Here is a 15,523-nt window from a genome sequence, read left to right as displayed (position 1 = left end):
TTTTGTAAGATCAAAACTATCGTCATGAGCAGGAATAATTTGTATGAACCATTTGAGGTGCATACCTGCGAAACCGATGTGTGCCCGGTCACGGCGCAGCGGCATAATTTTTTTGAGCTGATATTTATACGGAATGGAACAGGGGAACAGGTGGTGAATGACAATGTTTTTCACTACCGCCCGGGAGATCTGTTCTTGGTAACACCGGAAGACGCGCATTTTTTCCGGCCCCATCAAACCACCAGTTTTTTCTTTCTACGCTTCAATGACATCTACATAAAATCTGCTACTGTGAATGCGCAGCGCATGGAGTTCATCCTGCAACATGCCTCGCATCAACCGGGATGTATATTATTCAATGCAGACGACAAGCCCATTGTACAGGCCATTGTGACTTCGCTGGTCAGGGAGCGGAACCAGCAGCAGCTCTATCATCGCGAAGTGATACAGCAACTGGTGAATACCTTCATCACCATTGTAGCGCGCAACATTGCGATGAAGCTGCCCGCGCGTATCAACGACAACAGCGGCATGATCGTGATGGACATCATCCGTTATATACAGGAACATATCTATACGCCGGAACTGTTGAAAGCAGAGGCAGTGGCAAAGCATGCGGGGATTTCGGTGAGTTATCTCGGGCGCTATTTCAAAAAGCATACGGGTGAGAACATGCAGGATTATATCATGCAATACAAAATGAAACTTGTGGAAACGCGGCTCCGGCACAGTGATATGCGCATCAATGAAATTGCCTGGGAGCTGAGCTTTACAGATGAAAGCCATCTTAACCGCCTGTTCAAAAAATACAAGGGGATGAACCCTTCGGCCTTCCGCAAGCAGCAGGCAGCTGCTATGCACTAAGGGCAGGGAAGGAGTAATGGCCTTTGCTATACTCATGAAAATGCTGCATCACCAGCAGGCCTTCCGCATAGGTGCTTGGCTTGATCACATAGGCTTTGGCGCCTAGTTCCATACAGCGTTTGCGCTGGTATTCATTGAGAGAGGTGGAGTAGATGATCACCGGTATGCGCTGGAAGCGGGGATCGTGGTGTAGTGCTTCCAATGTTTGTGTGCCCGACATCCGTGGCATGTTAAGGTCAAGCACGATCAGCTCCGGTAATGTTATTTCGTATATGCCTTCGAGGTAGTCCAGCACATTTTTTCCATCTTCTACAAAATGGATGATATCGGCAAAGGCGAGTTCACTGCACATCATCCGCATCAGGAACAGATCTTCAGGGTCGTCGTCCGCCACCAGGATCTGGGCGATACTGTTATTCATAAAAAAATTTTTAGCAACCAATCACATCAACGCAAACAGGATGCCATAGCGGCGGAGAGCGGACGGGTGTGTAAGGATGTGGGGAAAATTCCACGATTCTACAGTTTTGCGACAGTTTTGGTACAGATTGATAACAGAATCAGGTATTAGCTTGCTGTTATAAATATTTATTTTATGAAGAAGTATATCCTGTTACTGTTGGCGGGCATGGGTTTCAGCCTGGCCGGCTATGCACAGGTCAAAGTACCTGCAACTGTGAAATCTGCCTTTGAAAAGGCCTATAGCAATGTTTCCTATGTAACCTGGAGCAAAGAAGGCAAAACCGGTTATGAAGCCACTTTTGTACAGGGCGGTAAACATTTGTCTGTAGTTTATGATGCCAAAGGCGCACTGGAACAAACCGAAGAAGTGATCAAAACTGAAGAGCTGCCGGCCGGCGTAGCGGACTATGTAAAGCAACATTACAAAGGCGCAGCCATCACAGAAGCGGCAAAGATCATCAAAGCCGGAGGAGAAGTGAATTACGAAGCAGAAGTGAAAAAGAAGGACCTGATCTTTGATGCCAATGGAAAGTTTTTGAAAGAGATGAAGGAAGATAAAGACTGATGTATTGAGGGAGACAGCAACCGGTGCAATGCGTGAAGCAGGCGCCGGTTTTTTTATTTCATCATCTAGGCGGCATAATCTGTGAAGTGCTGAAATTTACGTACCTTAAATGTGGAAATTTTAACGCTTCTCTTTTCCAAATCCAACTCAAACTTTACCACCATGACCGTACAACAAATCGCAGACCGCCTGGTTGAATTATGCGCCAAAGGCGATTTCGAAACTGCTCAAAAAGAATTGTTCGCCGAAGATGCGATCAGCATTGAGCCTTATGCAACACCTGATTTTGAGAAGGAAACGAAGGGCTTGCCCGCTATCATTGAAAAGGGTCACAAATTTGAAAACATGACCGAGCAGGTGCATGAATGCAGCGCCAGCAAACCTATTGTGGCTGATAATGTTTTCGCTACCGTGCTAACGATGGATATCACCATGAAAGGCCGTGGACGTATGAAGATGAGCGAGCTGTGTGTGTACAATGTGAAAGACGGAAAGATCGTTGCCGAGCAATTTTTTATGTAAATGGCGGATGGAAACGGAGAAGCCCTTGAAGTGCTCAAAGCGCTTCAAGGGCTTCGGCCTTAGTATGCTACTATTTGCCGCAGGTGATGCTCCAGGTGACTCACATAATCGGTAATGATGAATTCCAATGTAAACATGGTTCCTTTCACGTTACACTCACGGCCCAGCAGGGAGGCAGGGATCAGGCTTGCCAGCGCCAGCAATTGTTTGTTATAAGCCGTCCAGAAGCTGATCAGCTGCTGCGTATCTATCTGCTGGTGATAGCTGAAAGTATTCCACTGGTTCTGATCATAGGCGATAGCCGGCGCTTCTTCAAACTGCGTTCTTACAAAACGTTGATGGTTGTTGGCGGCGCTGTCTATCAGATGCCCGAGTATCTCTTTCTTGCTCCATTTCGCAGGTTGCGGTTTGAAGGTAAAGCTTGCTTCGTCGATCTGTTGCAGTAAAGGCGGAATAACTTCGCAGAGGTATTGCAGTCGGTCTAATGCGGTTGTTATCATAGCTCCTGTGATTGTTGCACAAAGATAGTCCGTCTGCACATCTTCATAAAATTTACCAGTAACGGATATACGAAAAATGCCTGTAAAATGCCGGTGAGCTCGAACAGCCAATCATTCGGCTTTTCATACAGAGGCGCGGGGAACAGCATGTGGTAGATGTGGTCATCAACGCCGGCGAAGTAAATAATATTTTTGAAGAGATGATTATACACGCCTTCGTATACGCCGATGACGATCATCGGGAAGATGCCTACGGCCAGCAGATACGTGAGCCGCAGGCTGTTGCTGTGTGTGGCGCGGTAGCGTTTATCGAGCAGCCATATGATGAACAGCAGCGGCAAGCTGATGAAGAGGATATGCAGGCGCCAGTGAGAATGGTAGATAATGGCGCCATACAGATGATGGATGGAGGTGAGCAGCAAAAGCAGCGTGGTAAACAAGGTAGTGCGTTGTAATGTTTTCATTGTTTTATTTTTAGCAAAGTTGTTACTTGCAGATAGAAAAAATCATTGGTTACCTGTAGCTCACCAGGGTAACTTTCAGGTTACTTTTTTGAAAATCAAGCGATATGAGAAAAGAAGTGCTGGAAGAAGTTTTGATATATGCGCCGGCGTTATGTCCGTTTGCGCTCACCTTGAACATCATTGGTGGTAAATGGAAGCCTTTGATCGTGCACCTGGTATCCGAAGGTGTGAACCGATTCAGTTTGCTGGAAAAACATTTACCTGGCATCAGCAAGAAAGTGCTGGCTACGCAATTGCGTGAGCTGGAGCAGGATCAATTGCTGACGCGGCAGATATTTGCAGAAACGCCGCCACGGGTGGAGTACAGCGTTACGCCTGCCGGCGTCTCACTCATGGCTGCATTGAAACCCGTGTATGAATGGGGCGTGCAGCATCTGGCGCTATGTCAGAAGAAGCCCCTGGCCATTTGAATATTTCCTTAGCTCCCGGAAAATTAAGAAAATCCTCCCGCGCTTATTATCTTGCAAAAGCTTAGATAGTGACATATGAAAAAAATCATTACCGCAGTATTACTGCTGTGCTGCCAGCAAACGTTTGCACAGACCGTGTGCCCTGTGATCCCCTTACCGGTGAAAGCAGTGAAAACAGCGGCTACCTTCGGTATTACGGATCATACTACCATCGTGGCGGCGGCAGGCATGGAGCCGCTGGCAGCTTACCTGCAAAAGGAATTACAAGCACGTTATCATATCAGTTTGCACCGCGGAGCATCCGCCACCGGCAGTATTGAGTTGCGTAAAACAGCCGCCAGCGCCCAGCCGGAAGCATACACGTTACAGGTGAGCGGTAAAAAAGTGGTCATCTCCGGCAGCGATGCGGAAGGCGTTTTCAATGGCATCACCACGCTGCTGCAGCTGCTGGCTGCCACCCCGGACCATCGTACCATTGCGGGCTGGCAGATCACCGATGCACCGCAATACGCCTGGCGCGGGTTTATGCTGGATGAATCCCGTCACTTCTTTGGCAAAGAAAAAGTGAAGGCCTTACTGAGCTGGATGGCCTTCTATAAACTGAACCGCTTTCACTGGCATCTCACTGATATGAATGGCTGGCGGCTGGAAATTAAACAATATCCCTTGCTGACCACTGTTGGCGGTATCGGTAACTTCAGCGACAGCACCGCCCCGGCGACCTATTACACACAGAAAGATATCGCCGAAATTATTACGTATGCGCGTGAACGTTATATTACCGTGATTCCCGAGATAGATATGCCCGGACATGCCAGCGCGGCCAGCAGGGCCTATCCTGAGATCAGCGGCGGCGGCACGGGTAAATATGCCGGGTTTACCTTCAACCCCGGTAAAGCCATCACTTACCAGTTCCTCACGAATGTATTGCGTGAAGTAAATGCGCTCTTCCCCGCAGGCATGATACACCTTGGCGGCGATGAGGTGAGCTTCGGTAACAAAAGCTGGGACAGCGATTCCGGCGTTGTGCGCCTGATGCGCAACCAGGGCTTCACTGATAAAAAACAGGTAGAAGATTATTTCTTACAAAGAATGGCCGACAGCGTATACCAGTTAAACAGCAAGGTGATAGCCTGGGATGAAATTGCCACAGGCTCTTTCCCGACAAACAAAACCATTGTATGCTGGTGGCGTCACGACAAGCCCGAAGCGCTGAAAATGGCGCTGGACAAAGGCTACCAGGTGATCCTGTGCCCGCGCATCCCGATGTATTTCGATTTTGTGCAGGATAGTTCGCATCATTCCGGTCGCCGCTGGAAAGTAGGAGAGTTCAATACGCTCCGTGGCGTATATGAGTTCGCACCTGCACAACAGCCACAGGTGCTGGGCATACAAGGATGCCTCTGGACGGAGACGGTCAACAACAATAACCGCTTCGATTTCATGATCTTCCCGCGCTTGTCGGCCCTGGCCGAAGCCGCATGGACGGCCCCGGCGCAGCGTAATTTCGATCAGTTTGTGCCACGTCTGAAACAGCACCTGCTGCTGTATCAGCAGGCGGACCTCTATTATTTTGATCCCTTCCATAAAGGCAGGCATGCAGAAACCGGGAAAGTAACCGATGAAAAAGGTTATATTGACTGAGATTTATTATCTTCCAGTGAAAACCTATTCTTCATTAAAACCCTCTTTCCCGTTATGGTATTCACAGCAACCCGCATCGGCCTGGCATGCCTGCTATTGATGGCATGCAGCAAAGCTGCGCTGCACGACCAGGCCAGCATCAATAAACCCGGTAGTTCCAAAACCGCTGTGGTAGCGGCTGGCGCGCCATCGGACCCTACCCGCGCGATCCTCAGGGGCTATATCGAAAACGTGACCGGCGCCGATGCCCGCCGGTACAGCCTTAAAGATAATGTCGGGCATACTATGGATTGCGCCAAGATCATCGCCAATCCTGAAGGCGGCTACATCGCTGTTTACCACACTTATGTAAATGGCGCTGCCAAAGTAAATCTGGCCTCTTCTACCGATGTGCTCAACTGGACCTGGATCCGGGAACTGGCTGGCAGCAATACTGGTAGCGCATCGCAGCCTACCATTGCGGTAGCATCCGAAGGCGGCTTCATCATGGCCTGGGAGCAGGAGCCCAGCAACCATCTCAAGTTCACTTACTTCAGCAGCTGGACCAACCTGAAGAACGGCGTGGTATCCAAAAGTTTTGATGCGCCGCGCACGCTCTCTTCCTGTGCAGAAGGCACGCCCAATCTCTATTCCGCCAGCATCGCGCGCATTGATGTAGGCCATCACTACTACTCCAATTGTGATGTGGACAGACAAGCCCGTGGTACCCTCATCAATTTCAACAGCTGGTCCACACAAAAGCAACTGAACTTCGACAATGCGCTGCTGTACTGGGGTGTGAAAGGTAACATCGGCGACAGGGATGCTGATAATTTCAAAGGCTACCAATTCGGTGTGATAGAGGGACAAGGCATAAAAGGCGACTTCGGCAGCTGGCGCACTTACCTCTACGATTATCAGACCGGCAATGCAGACACCTTGCATATCGTAACAGATAATCACAGCACTGCTTTCGCAAATCCTACCATTACCAACCTCACAATAGGCGGGCAACCGGCGATACTCATCACGCTGTTTATACCCAGTGAGGGCGCGGGGAGCGGCGAAGCAGGAGAGCTGGTATATTACAAAAAATACTGATGGTAATTTCAGAACTTATATTACTTTTGCATGGCATAGCTGCAAAAGGGTGCGGTAGCTCAGTTGGTAGAGCAAAGGACTGAAAATCCTTGTGTCGGCGGTTCGATCCCGCCCCGCACCACACCACAGAAAAGGGAAATTAGTGTTAAAGCTGATTTCCCTTTTTATTTGAGATCATTCCTTACCAGGGTATTTCTCCTGTTTCAGGATTATTCTCTTCACTAAAAAACTTTCCTGTTGGGCCATCATTGTCGATCAGCGCATATTTTACTATCCGTTTTCCGGCATCTTCCACCGTTCCGGACCCACGGTGCCCGTTGAAATCTGTTTTTGTATATCCCGGGCAAACTGCATTTATTTTGAAGTTGGTATTTTTTAATTCGTATGCCAGCACAACGGTATACATGTTCAAGGCTGATTTTGAAGAAAGGTATACAACGCCTTTGTAGTCGTAGTATTTATATGTCGGGTTGCTGTGGAGGGTAATAGAACCCTGGCTGGAGCTTACATTCACAATGCGAGGCGCTGAGGACTTTTTCAATAAATCAATAAATGCCTGTGTAACCCGCACCACGCCGTAAACATTTGCATCATAAGTTGCTTTAAACTGGTCGATCGTTGCGTCGAGCGCTGTTTGTGGATAGCCGCCATAAATACCCGCATTATTGATGAGTATGTCCAGCACCTTTGTTTTTTTACCTATTTCTTTACGGGCTTTACTTACCGATTCATCATCTGTAATGTCGAGCTGAATCACTTCTACATTGTTCAATCCCTTTGCTTTTAATTTACCAAGGGCATCAGCGCCATTTTCCAAATTACGGCTGCCGAGGTAAACATATATTCCTTTTTGAGCGAGCTGCTGTGCCACTTCGAGGCCAATGCTTTTGTTAGCTCCTGTTACTAATGCATATTTCATTCTTGTATGAATTTTATGAAGCAAAAGTAGCGGGCTAAAAAACGGGGGAAATGGACAATTCATTTTATTTCCCCGACAAATCTTGCCTGGGCAAAAAATCACTGGCACTCTTCCCGGTGCTTTTTTTGAAGAGCCTTGAAAAATAATCGGGGTCATTAAAGCCTAATTCATAGGCCAGTTCTTTGACGGAAATATTAGAATAGCGCAGTTTTCGCTGCGCTTCCGTCATCAAGCGGTTAATAAAATAATCTTTTGGCGATGTGCCGGCATATTCTTTTACAATCCGATACAAGCTGTTGGTAGATAAAGCTAATTTTTCTGCGATGGCGTTGATAGAAGGCTGTTCTGTAAGATGCGTTTCCACAACTAATTTGAACTCGATGAACTTTGAAAGGTTAGCGTTTAAGGCATTGACGGGTTCTTTCTTTTTGAAATAAGCGCTGTTTAATTCTGAGAGCAATGAGTTCAGATAAGCCAATATTATTTCGGTGTCGGTCTCGTATTTATCCAGGTAGAGCAGCTGGTTTAAGATTCCAAAAACCTTTACGACCCTTTCTTTTGCAGCGCTGTCAAGCACTATGGTTTGTGTGTTTAAAGGGTTGACCAGAAAGGGAAATTGTTGTGGCAGCAATGCCAATGTATTTTCATCAAACAGCAGCTTGAAATATTTGAGATGCGCTGTTTTAGCGGGTGGTATGAAAATTTGATTGGGCATGGCAAAAAGGAGATGCCCGTCAGTCAGCGTAAAGTCTTGCAGGTCCAGATTGTAGGTGATTGAGCCGCTTTCGATCAATACAATAAAATAAGAAGATAATCTGCGGGGTTGCAGCAGTTTTTTTTGAATATCGGGAGATAGATAGGGATTATCGTTTGAGCGGATTTTTATTCCCAGCTCATCATGCGGTAAGCCCTCATATTTCTCTTGTTCTTCCATATTATTTGAGCAGGGAAGATACTAAATAAATATTTTTGCCTGGCCTGGTTATAAAACATTTCTCATTTCTTGCAAAAGCTATTTTCGGCTTTTTTCCAGACAACTTTGCAGGAGATGTTGTCCCTGGAAAAAACGATGTTATCTAAGTGCAGTATGATTATCTTTGAAGACAACTAATAACTATACTTATGAATTTCAAAAACTTTACACTTTCCCTGGCATCGATGGCAATTGCCATGGTGGCTTGTCAGCAGGCACCGTCCAACAGTAAGGCTACTGACCCTCAACCACCTTCATTGGGTAGTAATGATACCTTGTCTGTGAAAGCGGCGCAGCAGTATGTATTGAACTACATTCCTAATCCGGTAGGCGGCACATTTGCCAGCCCGGCAGATGAGGATTTATCGGAAGATGGCAGAAAGAAGAAGAACAAGAATACCCGTTGCGTATGGTTCAAGTTGAGCCGGCTGGAAGCCCTGGTGGCCAAGATCAAGGCGGAAGGCGGCGATGGCGTACGTTTCTACCTGGCGGCGTATAACAAAAACTATGTACCTGATACGCTCGGCGTACATATTCCGGATTCCGTTTACTGGGGCCACAACACTCTGTTGATGGTGTCTACCTTCGATAGTACGATGTCGGATGGCAAGCACCTGCACTGGGATTATTACACCAATGACAAACCTGAATTGAGCAAGTTGCGCCAGGGAGGTATCATCATCTCCGCCGTAATTGAAAACCGCGGCGAGATGTGTCCACCGCCTGCTAACTGTAACGATATCGGTGCAACGCTCATTACAGCGGCACAATAATAAAAACGCATGTATCTTACCGTAAATACCGTTTCGGAATTGATCTGTTTCCTCGTGGGCTCCTTTTGTTTGTACCGTGACAAGGAGCCCGCATGGAGGCTTTTCATTCCCTATCTGCTGGTAGTATGTACCGTAGAAGCAGCAGGGATCTACATCCGCAAAGTATTACATCTATCCAATATCCCTATTTACAATCTTTTTATGCTAATAGAATGTGGTATTATTACCACATTCTTCTCTTATCTCTACAAACAATATATATCGGTTCGTTACCTGCTGCCGGGATGGATAGCGTTGTTCCTGGCATTATATATTACGGAGATATACACGCATCGACTGGCTGCCTTTGCAAACAATACCGCCACTGTGATGTCGATCGTATTCGTACTGGCAAGCCTGTATTATTATTACCTGATATTGAAAGATGAAAAATATTTTCAGCTCGGAAGTTATGCGCCTTTCTGGTGGGTGAATGGCACGCTGCTATACTATTTCGGCAGTACGGCCACCAATTTCTTTTTTGATTTCCTGATCCACGACCAGATAGCCGCCTTTCCCTATTCTATACGATATATTATTTTCAACATTCTTAATGTATTGTTATATTGCTGTTGGTCATACGCCTTTATATGCAGATATCGTCAAAGGAGGTCTACATCCTTATCAGTTTGATAACAATTATTTTTCTGACTGCACCCCTGTTCCTTATCGTGTATATCAATACTTATAATCGCCGTAAAAAGCGCCACCAGGAAGAGGTGGAGCTGTTGAAGCAAGCTTTTGAGCATGAATTGCTGAAGTCGCAGATGGAAGTGCAGGAGCAGACCCTCAAAACCATTGCTTATGATCTCCATGACAACATCGGGCAGTTGCTGGGGCTTACCATCCTCACGCTGAGCTCTATCAACATGGATGAAAAAGAAAGGGCTGCCGAGAAGATCGCTGCCGCGGAAGACCTCACCAAAAAGTCTGCCCGCGAGATCCGTGCGCTGGCCCGCCTGCTGCACGGCGAAGAGCTGGTGAGCAGAGGCCTCATCACCGCCATCGCCTTTGAACTGGAATGGCTGGAGAAAGGAGGCTTCTTCCAGGTCACCTACCACCGCAATATCGAGACCCTGCATTCACATCCCGATAAAGAAACCATCCTGTTCCGGCTTTTCCAGGAAACCCTCAACAATATTATCCGGCATGCGCAGGCTAAAGAAATACTGATTAATTTAGCGCTGGAGAATGACCTGCTATCCCTCTCGATCGCAGATAATGGCATCGGCTTCGATGTGGCCGAAACCATGAAGATGCACAAAGGACTGGGATTGCAGAACATCCAAAAAAGAGCCGGGATGATAGGTGGCCACGCGGTAATCGATTCAGTACCCGGCGCCGGTACCAAAATAACTTTTACTATTCCTTACAATCATTCCTAATGCTGCATCACCGAATACCAGTGGCTATCGTAGATGATCATACCCTGTTCAGGCAGGGACTGATCAGCCTGTTGTCTGAATTTAAAGAGATAGAGATCGTTTTTGAAGCCTGTAACGGGGCCGATATGATGAAGAAGATCAGCGGCAGCACTACGCCGGAAGTGGTATTGATGGATGTGAGCATGCCCGTGATGGACGGCTTTGCCGCCACCTCCTGGCTGCGTCAGCATTATCCACAGGTGCGCGTGCTCGCACTGAGTATGTTTGAGGAAGACAAAGAGATCATCAAAATGCTGAAGAACGGCGCTGGCGGCTATCTGCTCAAAGAATCCAAAACCGGCGATGTGGTAAATGCTATCAAAACCATTCACGAGCACGGCTACTTTCTCAATGAGCTTGTATCTGCGAAACTGCTGCGCAATATCCAGGGCAGCACAGCCGAAAACCCGCTGGCACAGCAGCTGAGCAGCAACGAGATCCGCTTCCTGCAACTCTGCTGTTCCGAGCTAACCTATAAAGAGATCGCCGATCAGATGAATTTAAGTCCGCATACAATCGATAATTACAGGCAGGAACTGTTCCAGCGGCTGAACATCAAATCCAGGACCGGCCTGGTATTGTTCGCCATCAAAAACGAACTGATCACCCTCGCCTGATCTCCGCTATATCTTTATCTGCCTGCCCTTCGCCCTCCCGGCGAAGGGCTTTTCATTTCCCGGGAAAGGTGTAAAAGAGGTACTGATAAAGCCCTTTTCAGCCTTTTACAACGCGTATCATATTGATACTTTCGCAAAAGTTTTAATCATCAATTATTTCCTATGACAGTGCTAGATGGATATCAGCAGGAGGATGCACGCATTTGCATGACACTCTCTGGTATGGCTTATGCCGGCTCAAAAAAAGATCTCAGGAAACTGTTGAAAGATAACAGCTATGCAACGCAGGGCCTCTGGGACCTTTGCTGGTACGGCGCGCAGAACGAAAACCTGTTGTTCGTGGCGCGTCAGAAGAAAACAGGGCAGCTGGCTATCGTGATCAGGGGCACTGTGTGGAAAGACCTCAAAAATGTATTTGAAGACCTCGACGTATTACATACCGTGAACTGGATGGGCGGCTATATATCGCAGGGTATCTATACGGGATTACAAAACCTCATACACCTCGAAGGAGAAGATGGAAGTACGCTGCTCAATTATATATTGCAGTACCTGGCGGACGTAAACCCGCCACAGATCTTTATTACAGGCCACAGCCTCGGTGGCGCGCTCGCATCTGTTTTTGCGCTGCACCTGAAAACGAGCATCGTATATCCGGCTAACTGGTCCGTATATACGTTTGCTTCGCCCAGCGTGGGCGACCAGGGCTTTGTGAGCTATTATAACAACGAATTTTCCGACGGTATTTCATCTGCCTACCGTATCTATAACAACTGCGACCTGGTGCCCTGCGCATTCGCGAGCCTGGAATATGCCCTGCAACAGGGCATCCCCGTGGCCTCGGAAGGTATCGCCTATGATGTGATCAAAGGCGTGATCAATGGCGCACAGCAGCAGCTCAATGAACGAGGCCTGCAATATATGCAGGTAAGTACGCCGGTTGTGCTGAACAATGTAGGAGATATCCCTGCCTATTTACCCCCGCCGCCTATATGGTGGCCCCCACATATCGGTAATTGGCTGGCCTATCAACATGGCCACCAAACCTACCTGGAGTTGCTGGGGGCCACTCCCTTACCTTCCACACTGGCCGCCTCCGGCCGCCCGCCAATGGCCACTTCCACGGAGTTGCCATTGCAGTAAATAAGTTAAATTTGAGAATCAAATACCATTGCGTATGTCGTATCACGGTTTTGATTTTCAAAAAGCGTTCAACCAGCCGCCAGTGCTGGAAAACTATAACGCATTCACTACCCATGGCGCCCTGCAGGAAGTGACGGATGCTTTCGGTACCAACTGGATCAGCGAACAGGCAACAGCTTTCGGTAAAATTACTGGCAGTCGCGACATGATCAACGCCGGTATGCTCGCCAATAAGCAGTCGCCTGTTCTTAAAACCCACGACCGCTTTGGCAACCGGCTGGATGTGGTAGAATATCATCCCGCTTACCACCAGCTGATGGACATGGCGATCCGCCACCAGGTACATTCCATTGCATGGACTTCTTCCCAACACGGTTATCTCGCCCACAGTATATTATCTTTCCTCAAACAACAAACCGATGAGGGCAGCAGCTGCCCGCTGACGATGACCTTCGCCGTAGTGCCCTCTCTGAAAATAGAACCTGCAATCGCTGAAGAATGGCTGCCACGCGTACTTTCCAGGGAGTATGATGAAAGGCATATCCCGTATTTCGAGAAGAAGGGCGTTACCTTCGGGATGGCTATGACGGAGCCGCAAGGCGGCAGCGATGTACGCGCCAATATCACCTTTGCCATTCCTGTAGGCAACGGCATTTATAAGATCACCGGCCGCAAATGGTTTTGCAGCGCGCCGATGAGCGATGCTTTCCTTGTGCTGGCACAAACGCATAAAGGTCTTACCTGTTTCCTCGTGCCCCGGTTTACGCCCGACGGCGTGCAGAATAAAATCTGGTTCCAAAGGCTGAAAGACAAGCTGGGCAATCGTTCCAACGCATCCGGCGAAGTAGAGTTCCACGAAGCCTGGGGCAGGATCATCGGAGAAGAGGGGCGTGGCATTGCCAATATTATGGAGATGGTGCGCCACACGCGGCTCGACTGCGCCGTAGGCTCTGCCGCCACCATGCAACGCGCGCTGGCGGAAGTGATCCACCATTGTCATCACCGTCATGCCTTCGGCAAAAGGTTGATTGAACAACCCCTGATGAAAAATGTGCTGGCCGATCTCTGCCTGGAATCGCAGGCCGCCACCCTCCTCAGTATGCGGCTGGCCAAAGGTTTCGATGATGCCCTGCATGATGAAGAAGCGCTGCATTTCACCCGCATTGCCACTGCCGTAGGTAAATTCTGGAACACCAAAAGAGCCGTGCTGGTATTGGGAGAAGCCATCGAATGCATGGGTGGTAATGGCTATGTGGAAGAGTCGATTTTGCCACGCCTGTACCGCGATATCCCTGTAAACGCCATCTGGGAAGGCTCTGGTAACATACAGGCTTTGGATGTACTGCGCGCCATGCATAAAGAGCCTGCCAGCATGGAAGCATTGATGAATTATTTCCGTAAGGCCAAAGGCCTCGATCCTGCGCTGGACGGGCAACTGCAGGCATTGGAGGCATTGCTCGCGCATCCTGCGGACCTGGAGCTGAAGGCGCGCATCGTTGTAGAGAAAATGGCGCTGGCCATGCAGGCCATTGAAATGATACAGGTAGCGCCGCCGGCAGTGGCCCGGCTGTTCTGTGAAGCGCGCTTGTCTGAAAAACGTAATCTCACCTGGGGCGCATTGGCACATGAGCTGGTGCTCAAAGAAGTGATCGACCGCACGCATCTGTGGTCCTGAATCATAGCAGCAGCGCGATCTTCAGCGGAAGAAAGGCGGCGCTCTTTTGTTGCTTTATCAATGCCTGAACGACTTCCCGCGGGATGCCGTTCCTATCCGTGATCTTCAATAAAGTAATACAGGTAGCCAGGGTTTCCGGCTCAACAGGAACGGGCGTGCCTTGCAGTTGCCGCCATTGTTCCGTATTGCTTTGCAAAGTTTGCAGGTGGCTGTAGATGCTTGACAGCAGCGGTGTCCAGGCCTTGGGTAATTGACCGGCCTTTTGTTCCCAGCTGAAATCGGCGGTTTGTTCGAGCGTATCGGCATACAGGGAGAAGGGGAGCTGCAGCTTTCCCACCGGTTCCTGCCGGGCGCTGGTGATCACGCTTTCACCGACGAAATACATATTGAGCAGTTGATAAAATTGCAGGTCGGGCGCGGTGTTCCGTTTCTCTTTATACTCCACATATCCCAGGTAGGAAATCTCGTCACAACAAATGCTTGCGATCACGCCATAAGGCAGGTTGGCTTGCGCATAGTACTGCGCGGCCCTTGAAAACAGTCGCTTTGACGCCGCCTGATCGAGCAGCAGCTGGTAGGATGCCGCATGCATAAAACAAGCCGCGATCTTGCCGGTATCTGCGCTGTTGCCCGATTGCAGGTAAGCGGCATAGCTGGTATAAGCCTGTACCAGGCGATGCAATACGGCCGGGTCGATCATGAATGCGGAAGAGAGATCTGACATGTTGCCGCGAATTTACGCAAGATAATTGGGAGCAGTGCGCAGGCAGGTCCAGCGCCGGTTTTGATGTACCAGTTCCCGGTAGGGAAGCAGTCCGCGCTTTTGATACCAAATGGTATTTTTTTCGATCCGGGATTCCACGCAAAGGATACGTTGCTGTTGCTGCGCCAGCCGGATCAGTTCCTGCATCAGCGTGGCGCCAATACCCTGGCCCGCATGGGCGGGATCTGTAGCGAGGTACCACAAATGAGAGATACGGCCTGCGGGATGTGCATCCCTGACAGCACGTTCCCGCGAAAGGGCTGTCATAGCCCTTTTGAAGCCGCCGATGAAAAAAAGGAAATGGAGATCCCGCAGGATACTTTTAAAAGAGACCTTCATTTTTTCGGGGAAGAGGAGCAGGGCCACTGCTTTTTTATCATCAGAGAGATAGACGGCGCCGGCATGCAGGGCAACTTCAAATGAGTAATCCATCAGCCATTGCAACTTGCCTGGCAGTATGGTTTCATTGATGGTATCATTTTTTTCGTAAGCCTTCGCCAGTATAGCGGTGGCCATGGGTTTATCAGCAAGGGATGCCTGGATCATGGGGCAAACATAAAGCATATTTTGAGGATAATATTTTTTTGTATCTTGATATTCCATCTTTAGATGTAAGTAACAACTGT

Annotated in this window: 19 protein-coding genes and 1 tRNA gene; 13 read left to right on the top strand and 7 right to left on the bottom strand. The window is 48.7% G+C overall.

The annotated features are described in order from the left end of the window. Positions 1-24: 24 nt before the first annotated feature. Positions 25-864 carry a helix-turn-helix domain-containing protein gene (locus FPG75_RS22285; RefSeq protein WP_143310109.1) on the top strand — a complete coding sequence of 280 codons (840 nt, stop codon included), beginning with the start codon at positions 25-27 and terminating at the stop codon, positions 862-864. Here the strand turns inward: FPG75_RS22285 and FPG75_RS22280 are convergent. Beyond that, positions 854-1,285, bottom strand: a complete 432-nt coding sequence (locus tag FPG75_RS22280; protein WP_143310107.1) for a response regulator — start codon at positions 1,283-1,285, stop codon at positions 854-856. The genes FPG75_RS22285 and FPG75_RS22280 overlap by 11 nt on opposite strands. A gap of 174 nt (positions 1,286-1,459) precedes the next feature. Here FPG75_RS22280 and FPG75_RS22275 point away from each other — a divergent pair, with 174 nt between their 5' ends. Further along, positions 1,460-1,891, top strand: coding sequence for a PepSY-like domain-containing protein (locus FPG75_RS22275; protein ID WP_143310105.1), 432 nt, complete (start codon positions 1,460-1,462; stop codon positions 1,889-1,891). Between the two features lie 162 nt (positions 1,892-2,053). After that, complete coding sequence (locus FPG75_RS22270) at positions 2,054-2,413, top strand: SnoaL-like domain-containing protein (RefSeq protein WP_143310103.1); 360 nt, start codon at positions 2,054-2,056, stop codon at positions 2,411-2,413. Between the two features lie 59 nt (positions 2,414-2,472). Here FPG75_RS22270 and FPG75_RS22265 read toward each other — a convergent pair whose 3' ends face one another. Together FPG75_RS22265 and FPG75_RS22260 are read right to left on the bottom strand one after the other, a co-directional pair. Further along, a complete protein-coding gene (locus FPG75_RS22265) occupies positions 2,473-2,913 on the bottom strand; it encodes a DinB family protein (RefSeq protein WP_143310101.1) in 441 nt (146 codons plus the stop codon). Continuing rightward, positions 2,910-3,377, bottom strand: coding sequence for a hypothetical protein (locus tag FPG75_RS22260; RefSeq protein ID WP_143310099.1), 468 nt, complete (start codon positions 3,375-3,377; stop codon positions 2,910-2,912). The genes FPG75_RS22265 and FPG75_RS22260 overlap by 4 nt, the downstream gene beginning before the upstream one ends. A gap of 104 nt (positions 3,378-3,481) precedes the next feature. On the opposite strand from FPG75_RS22260, the gene FPG75_RS22255 reads away from it, so the two are divergent. From FPG75_RS22255 to FPG75_RS22240, 4 genes are all read left to right on the top strand, one after another. Further along, positions 3,482-3,847, top strand: a complete 366-nt coding sequence (locus FPG75_RS22255; protein WP_143310097.1) for a winged helix-turn-helix transcriptional regulator — start codon at positions 3,482-3,484, stop codon at positions 3,845-3,847. Positions 3,848-3,922: 75 nt separating this feature from the next. Then, entirely contained in the window at positions 3,923-5,491 is a 1,569-nt protein-coding gene (locus FPG75_RS22250; protein WP_143310095.1) for a beta-N-acetylhexosaminidase, read from the top strand. 54 nt (positions 5,492-5,545) lie between these two features. After that, positions 5,546-6,571, top strand: a complete 1,026-nt coding sequence (locus tag FPG75_RS22245) for a hypothetical protein (protein WP_201747996.1) — start codon at positions 5,546-5,548, stop codon at positions 6,569-6,571. Positions 6,572-6,619: 48 nt separating this feature from the next. Continuing rightward, positions 6,620-6,692 (top strand) — tRNA-Phe (locus FPG75_RS22240). Positions 6,693-6,752: 60 nt separating this feature from the next. Here the strand turns inward: FPG75_RS22240 and FPG75_RS22235 are convergent. Together FPG75_RS22235 and FPG75_RS22230 are read right to left on the bottom strand one after the other, a co-directional pair. Next, positions 6,753-7,490, bottom strand: a complete 738-nt coding sequence (locus FPG75_RS22235; RefSeq protein ID WP_143310093.1) for an SDR family oxidoreductase — start codon at positions 7,488-7,490, stop codon at positions 6,753-6,755. Between the two features lie 64 nt (positions 7,491-7,554). Beyond that, entirely contained in the window at positions 7,555-8,424 is an 870-nt protein-coding gene (locus FPG75_RS22230; protein ID WP_143310091.1) for a helix-turn-helix domain-containing protein, read from the bottom strand. Between the two features lie 188 nt (positions 8,425-8,612). Here FPG75_RS22230 and FPG75_RS22225 point away from each other — a divergent pair, with 188 nt between their 5' ends. From FPG75_RS22225 to FPG75_RS22200, 6 genes are all read left to right on the top strand, one after another. Beyond that, positions 8,613-9,236, top strand: a complete 624-nt coding sequence (locus FPG75_RS22225) for a hypothetical protein (protein ID WP_143310089.1) — start codon at positions 8,613-8,615, stop codon at positions 9,234-9,236. A 9-nt stretch (positions 9,237-9,245) separates the two neighbouring features. After that, entirely contained in the window at positions 9,246-9,908 is a 663-nt protein-coding gene (locus tag FPG75_RS22220; protein ID WP_143310087.1) for a hypothetical protein, read from the top strand. Then, positions 9,905-10,660: a sensor histidine kinase gene (locus tag FPG75_RS22215; protein WP_161596887.1), complete on the top strand. Its 756-nt coding sequence runs from the start codon at positions 9,905-9,907 to the stop codon at positions 10,658-10,660. The genes FPG75_RS22220 and FPG75_RS22215 overlap by 4 nt, the downstream gene beginning before the upstream one ends. Continuing rightward, positions 10,660-11,316 carry a response regulator transcription factor gene (locus tag FPG75_RS22210; RefSeq protein WP_143310082.1) on the top strand — a complete coding sequence of 219 codons (657 nt, stop codon included), beginning with the start codon at positions 10,660-10,662 and terminating at the stop codon, positions 11,314-11,316. Before FPG75_RS22215 ends, FPG75_RS22210 begins: the two co-directional genes overlap by 1 nt. Positions 11,317-11,478: 162 nt before the next feature. Further along, a complete protein-coding gene (locus tag FPG75_RS22205; RefSeq protein ID WP_143310080.1) occupies positions 11,479-12,459 on the top strand; it encodes a lipase family protein in 981 nt (326 codons plus the stop codon). A gap of 34 nt (positions 12,460-12,493) precedes the next feature. Then, entirely contained in the window at positions 12,494-14,134 is a 1,641-nt protein-coding gene (locus FPG75_RS22200; RefSeq protein WP_143310078.1) for an acyl-CoA dehydrogenase family protein, read from the top strand. 1 nt (position 14,135) lies between these two features. Here the strand turns inward: FPG75_RS22200 and FPG75_RS22195 are convergent, their stop codons facing one another. Together FPG75_RS22195 and FPG75_RS22190 are read right to left on the bottom strand one after the other, a co-directional pair. Further along, the gene (locus FPG75_RS22195; RefSeq protein WP_143310076.1) at positions 14,136-14,858 is read right to left on the bottom strand and encodes a hypothetical protein; all 723 of its coding nucleotides are present in this window, start codon (positions 14,856-14,858) and stop codon (positions 14,136-14,138) included. Between the two features lie 12 nt (positions 14,859-14,870). Continuing rightward, positions 14,871-15,443 (bottom strand): GNAT family N-acetyltransferase, encoded by a 573-nt coding sequence (locus FPG75_RS22190; RefSeq protein ID WP_161596886.1) that lies wholly within the window; start codon positions 15,441-15,443, stop codon positions 14,871-14,873. Between the last annotated feature and the right edge of the window lie 80 nt (positions 15,444-15,523).

It is taken from the genome of Chitinophaga vietnamensis, assembly GCF_902167635.1.
GTDB classification, from domain to species: domain Bacteria; phylum Bacteroidota; class Bacteroidia; order Chitinophagales; family Chitinophagaceae; genus Chitinophaga; species Chitinophaga vietnamensis.
The sequence above is the reverse complement of the archived record's forward strand: the minus strand, read 5'-3'. Positions and strand labels throughout refer to the sequence as shown.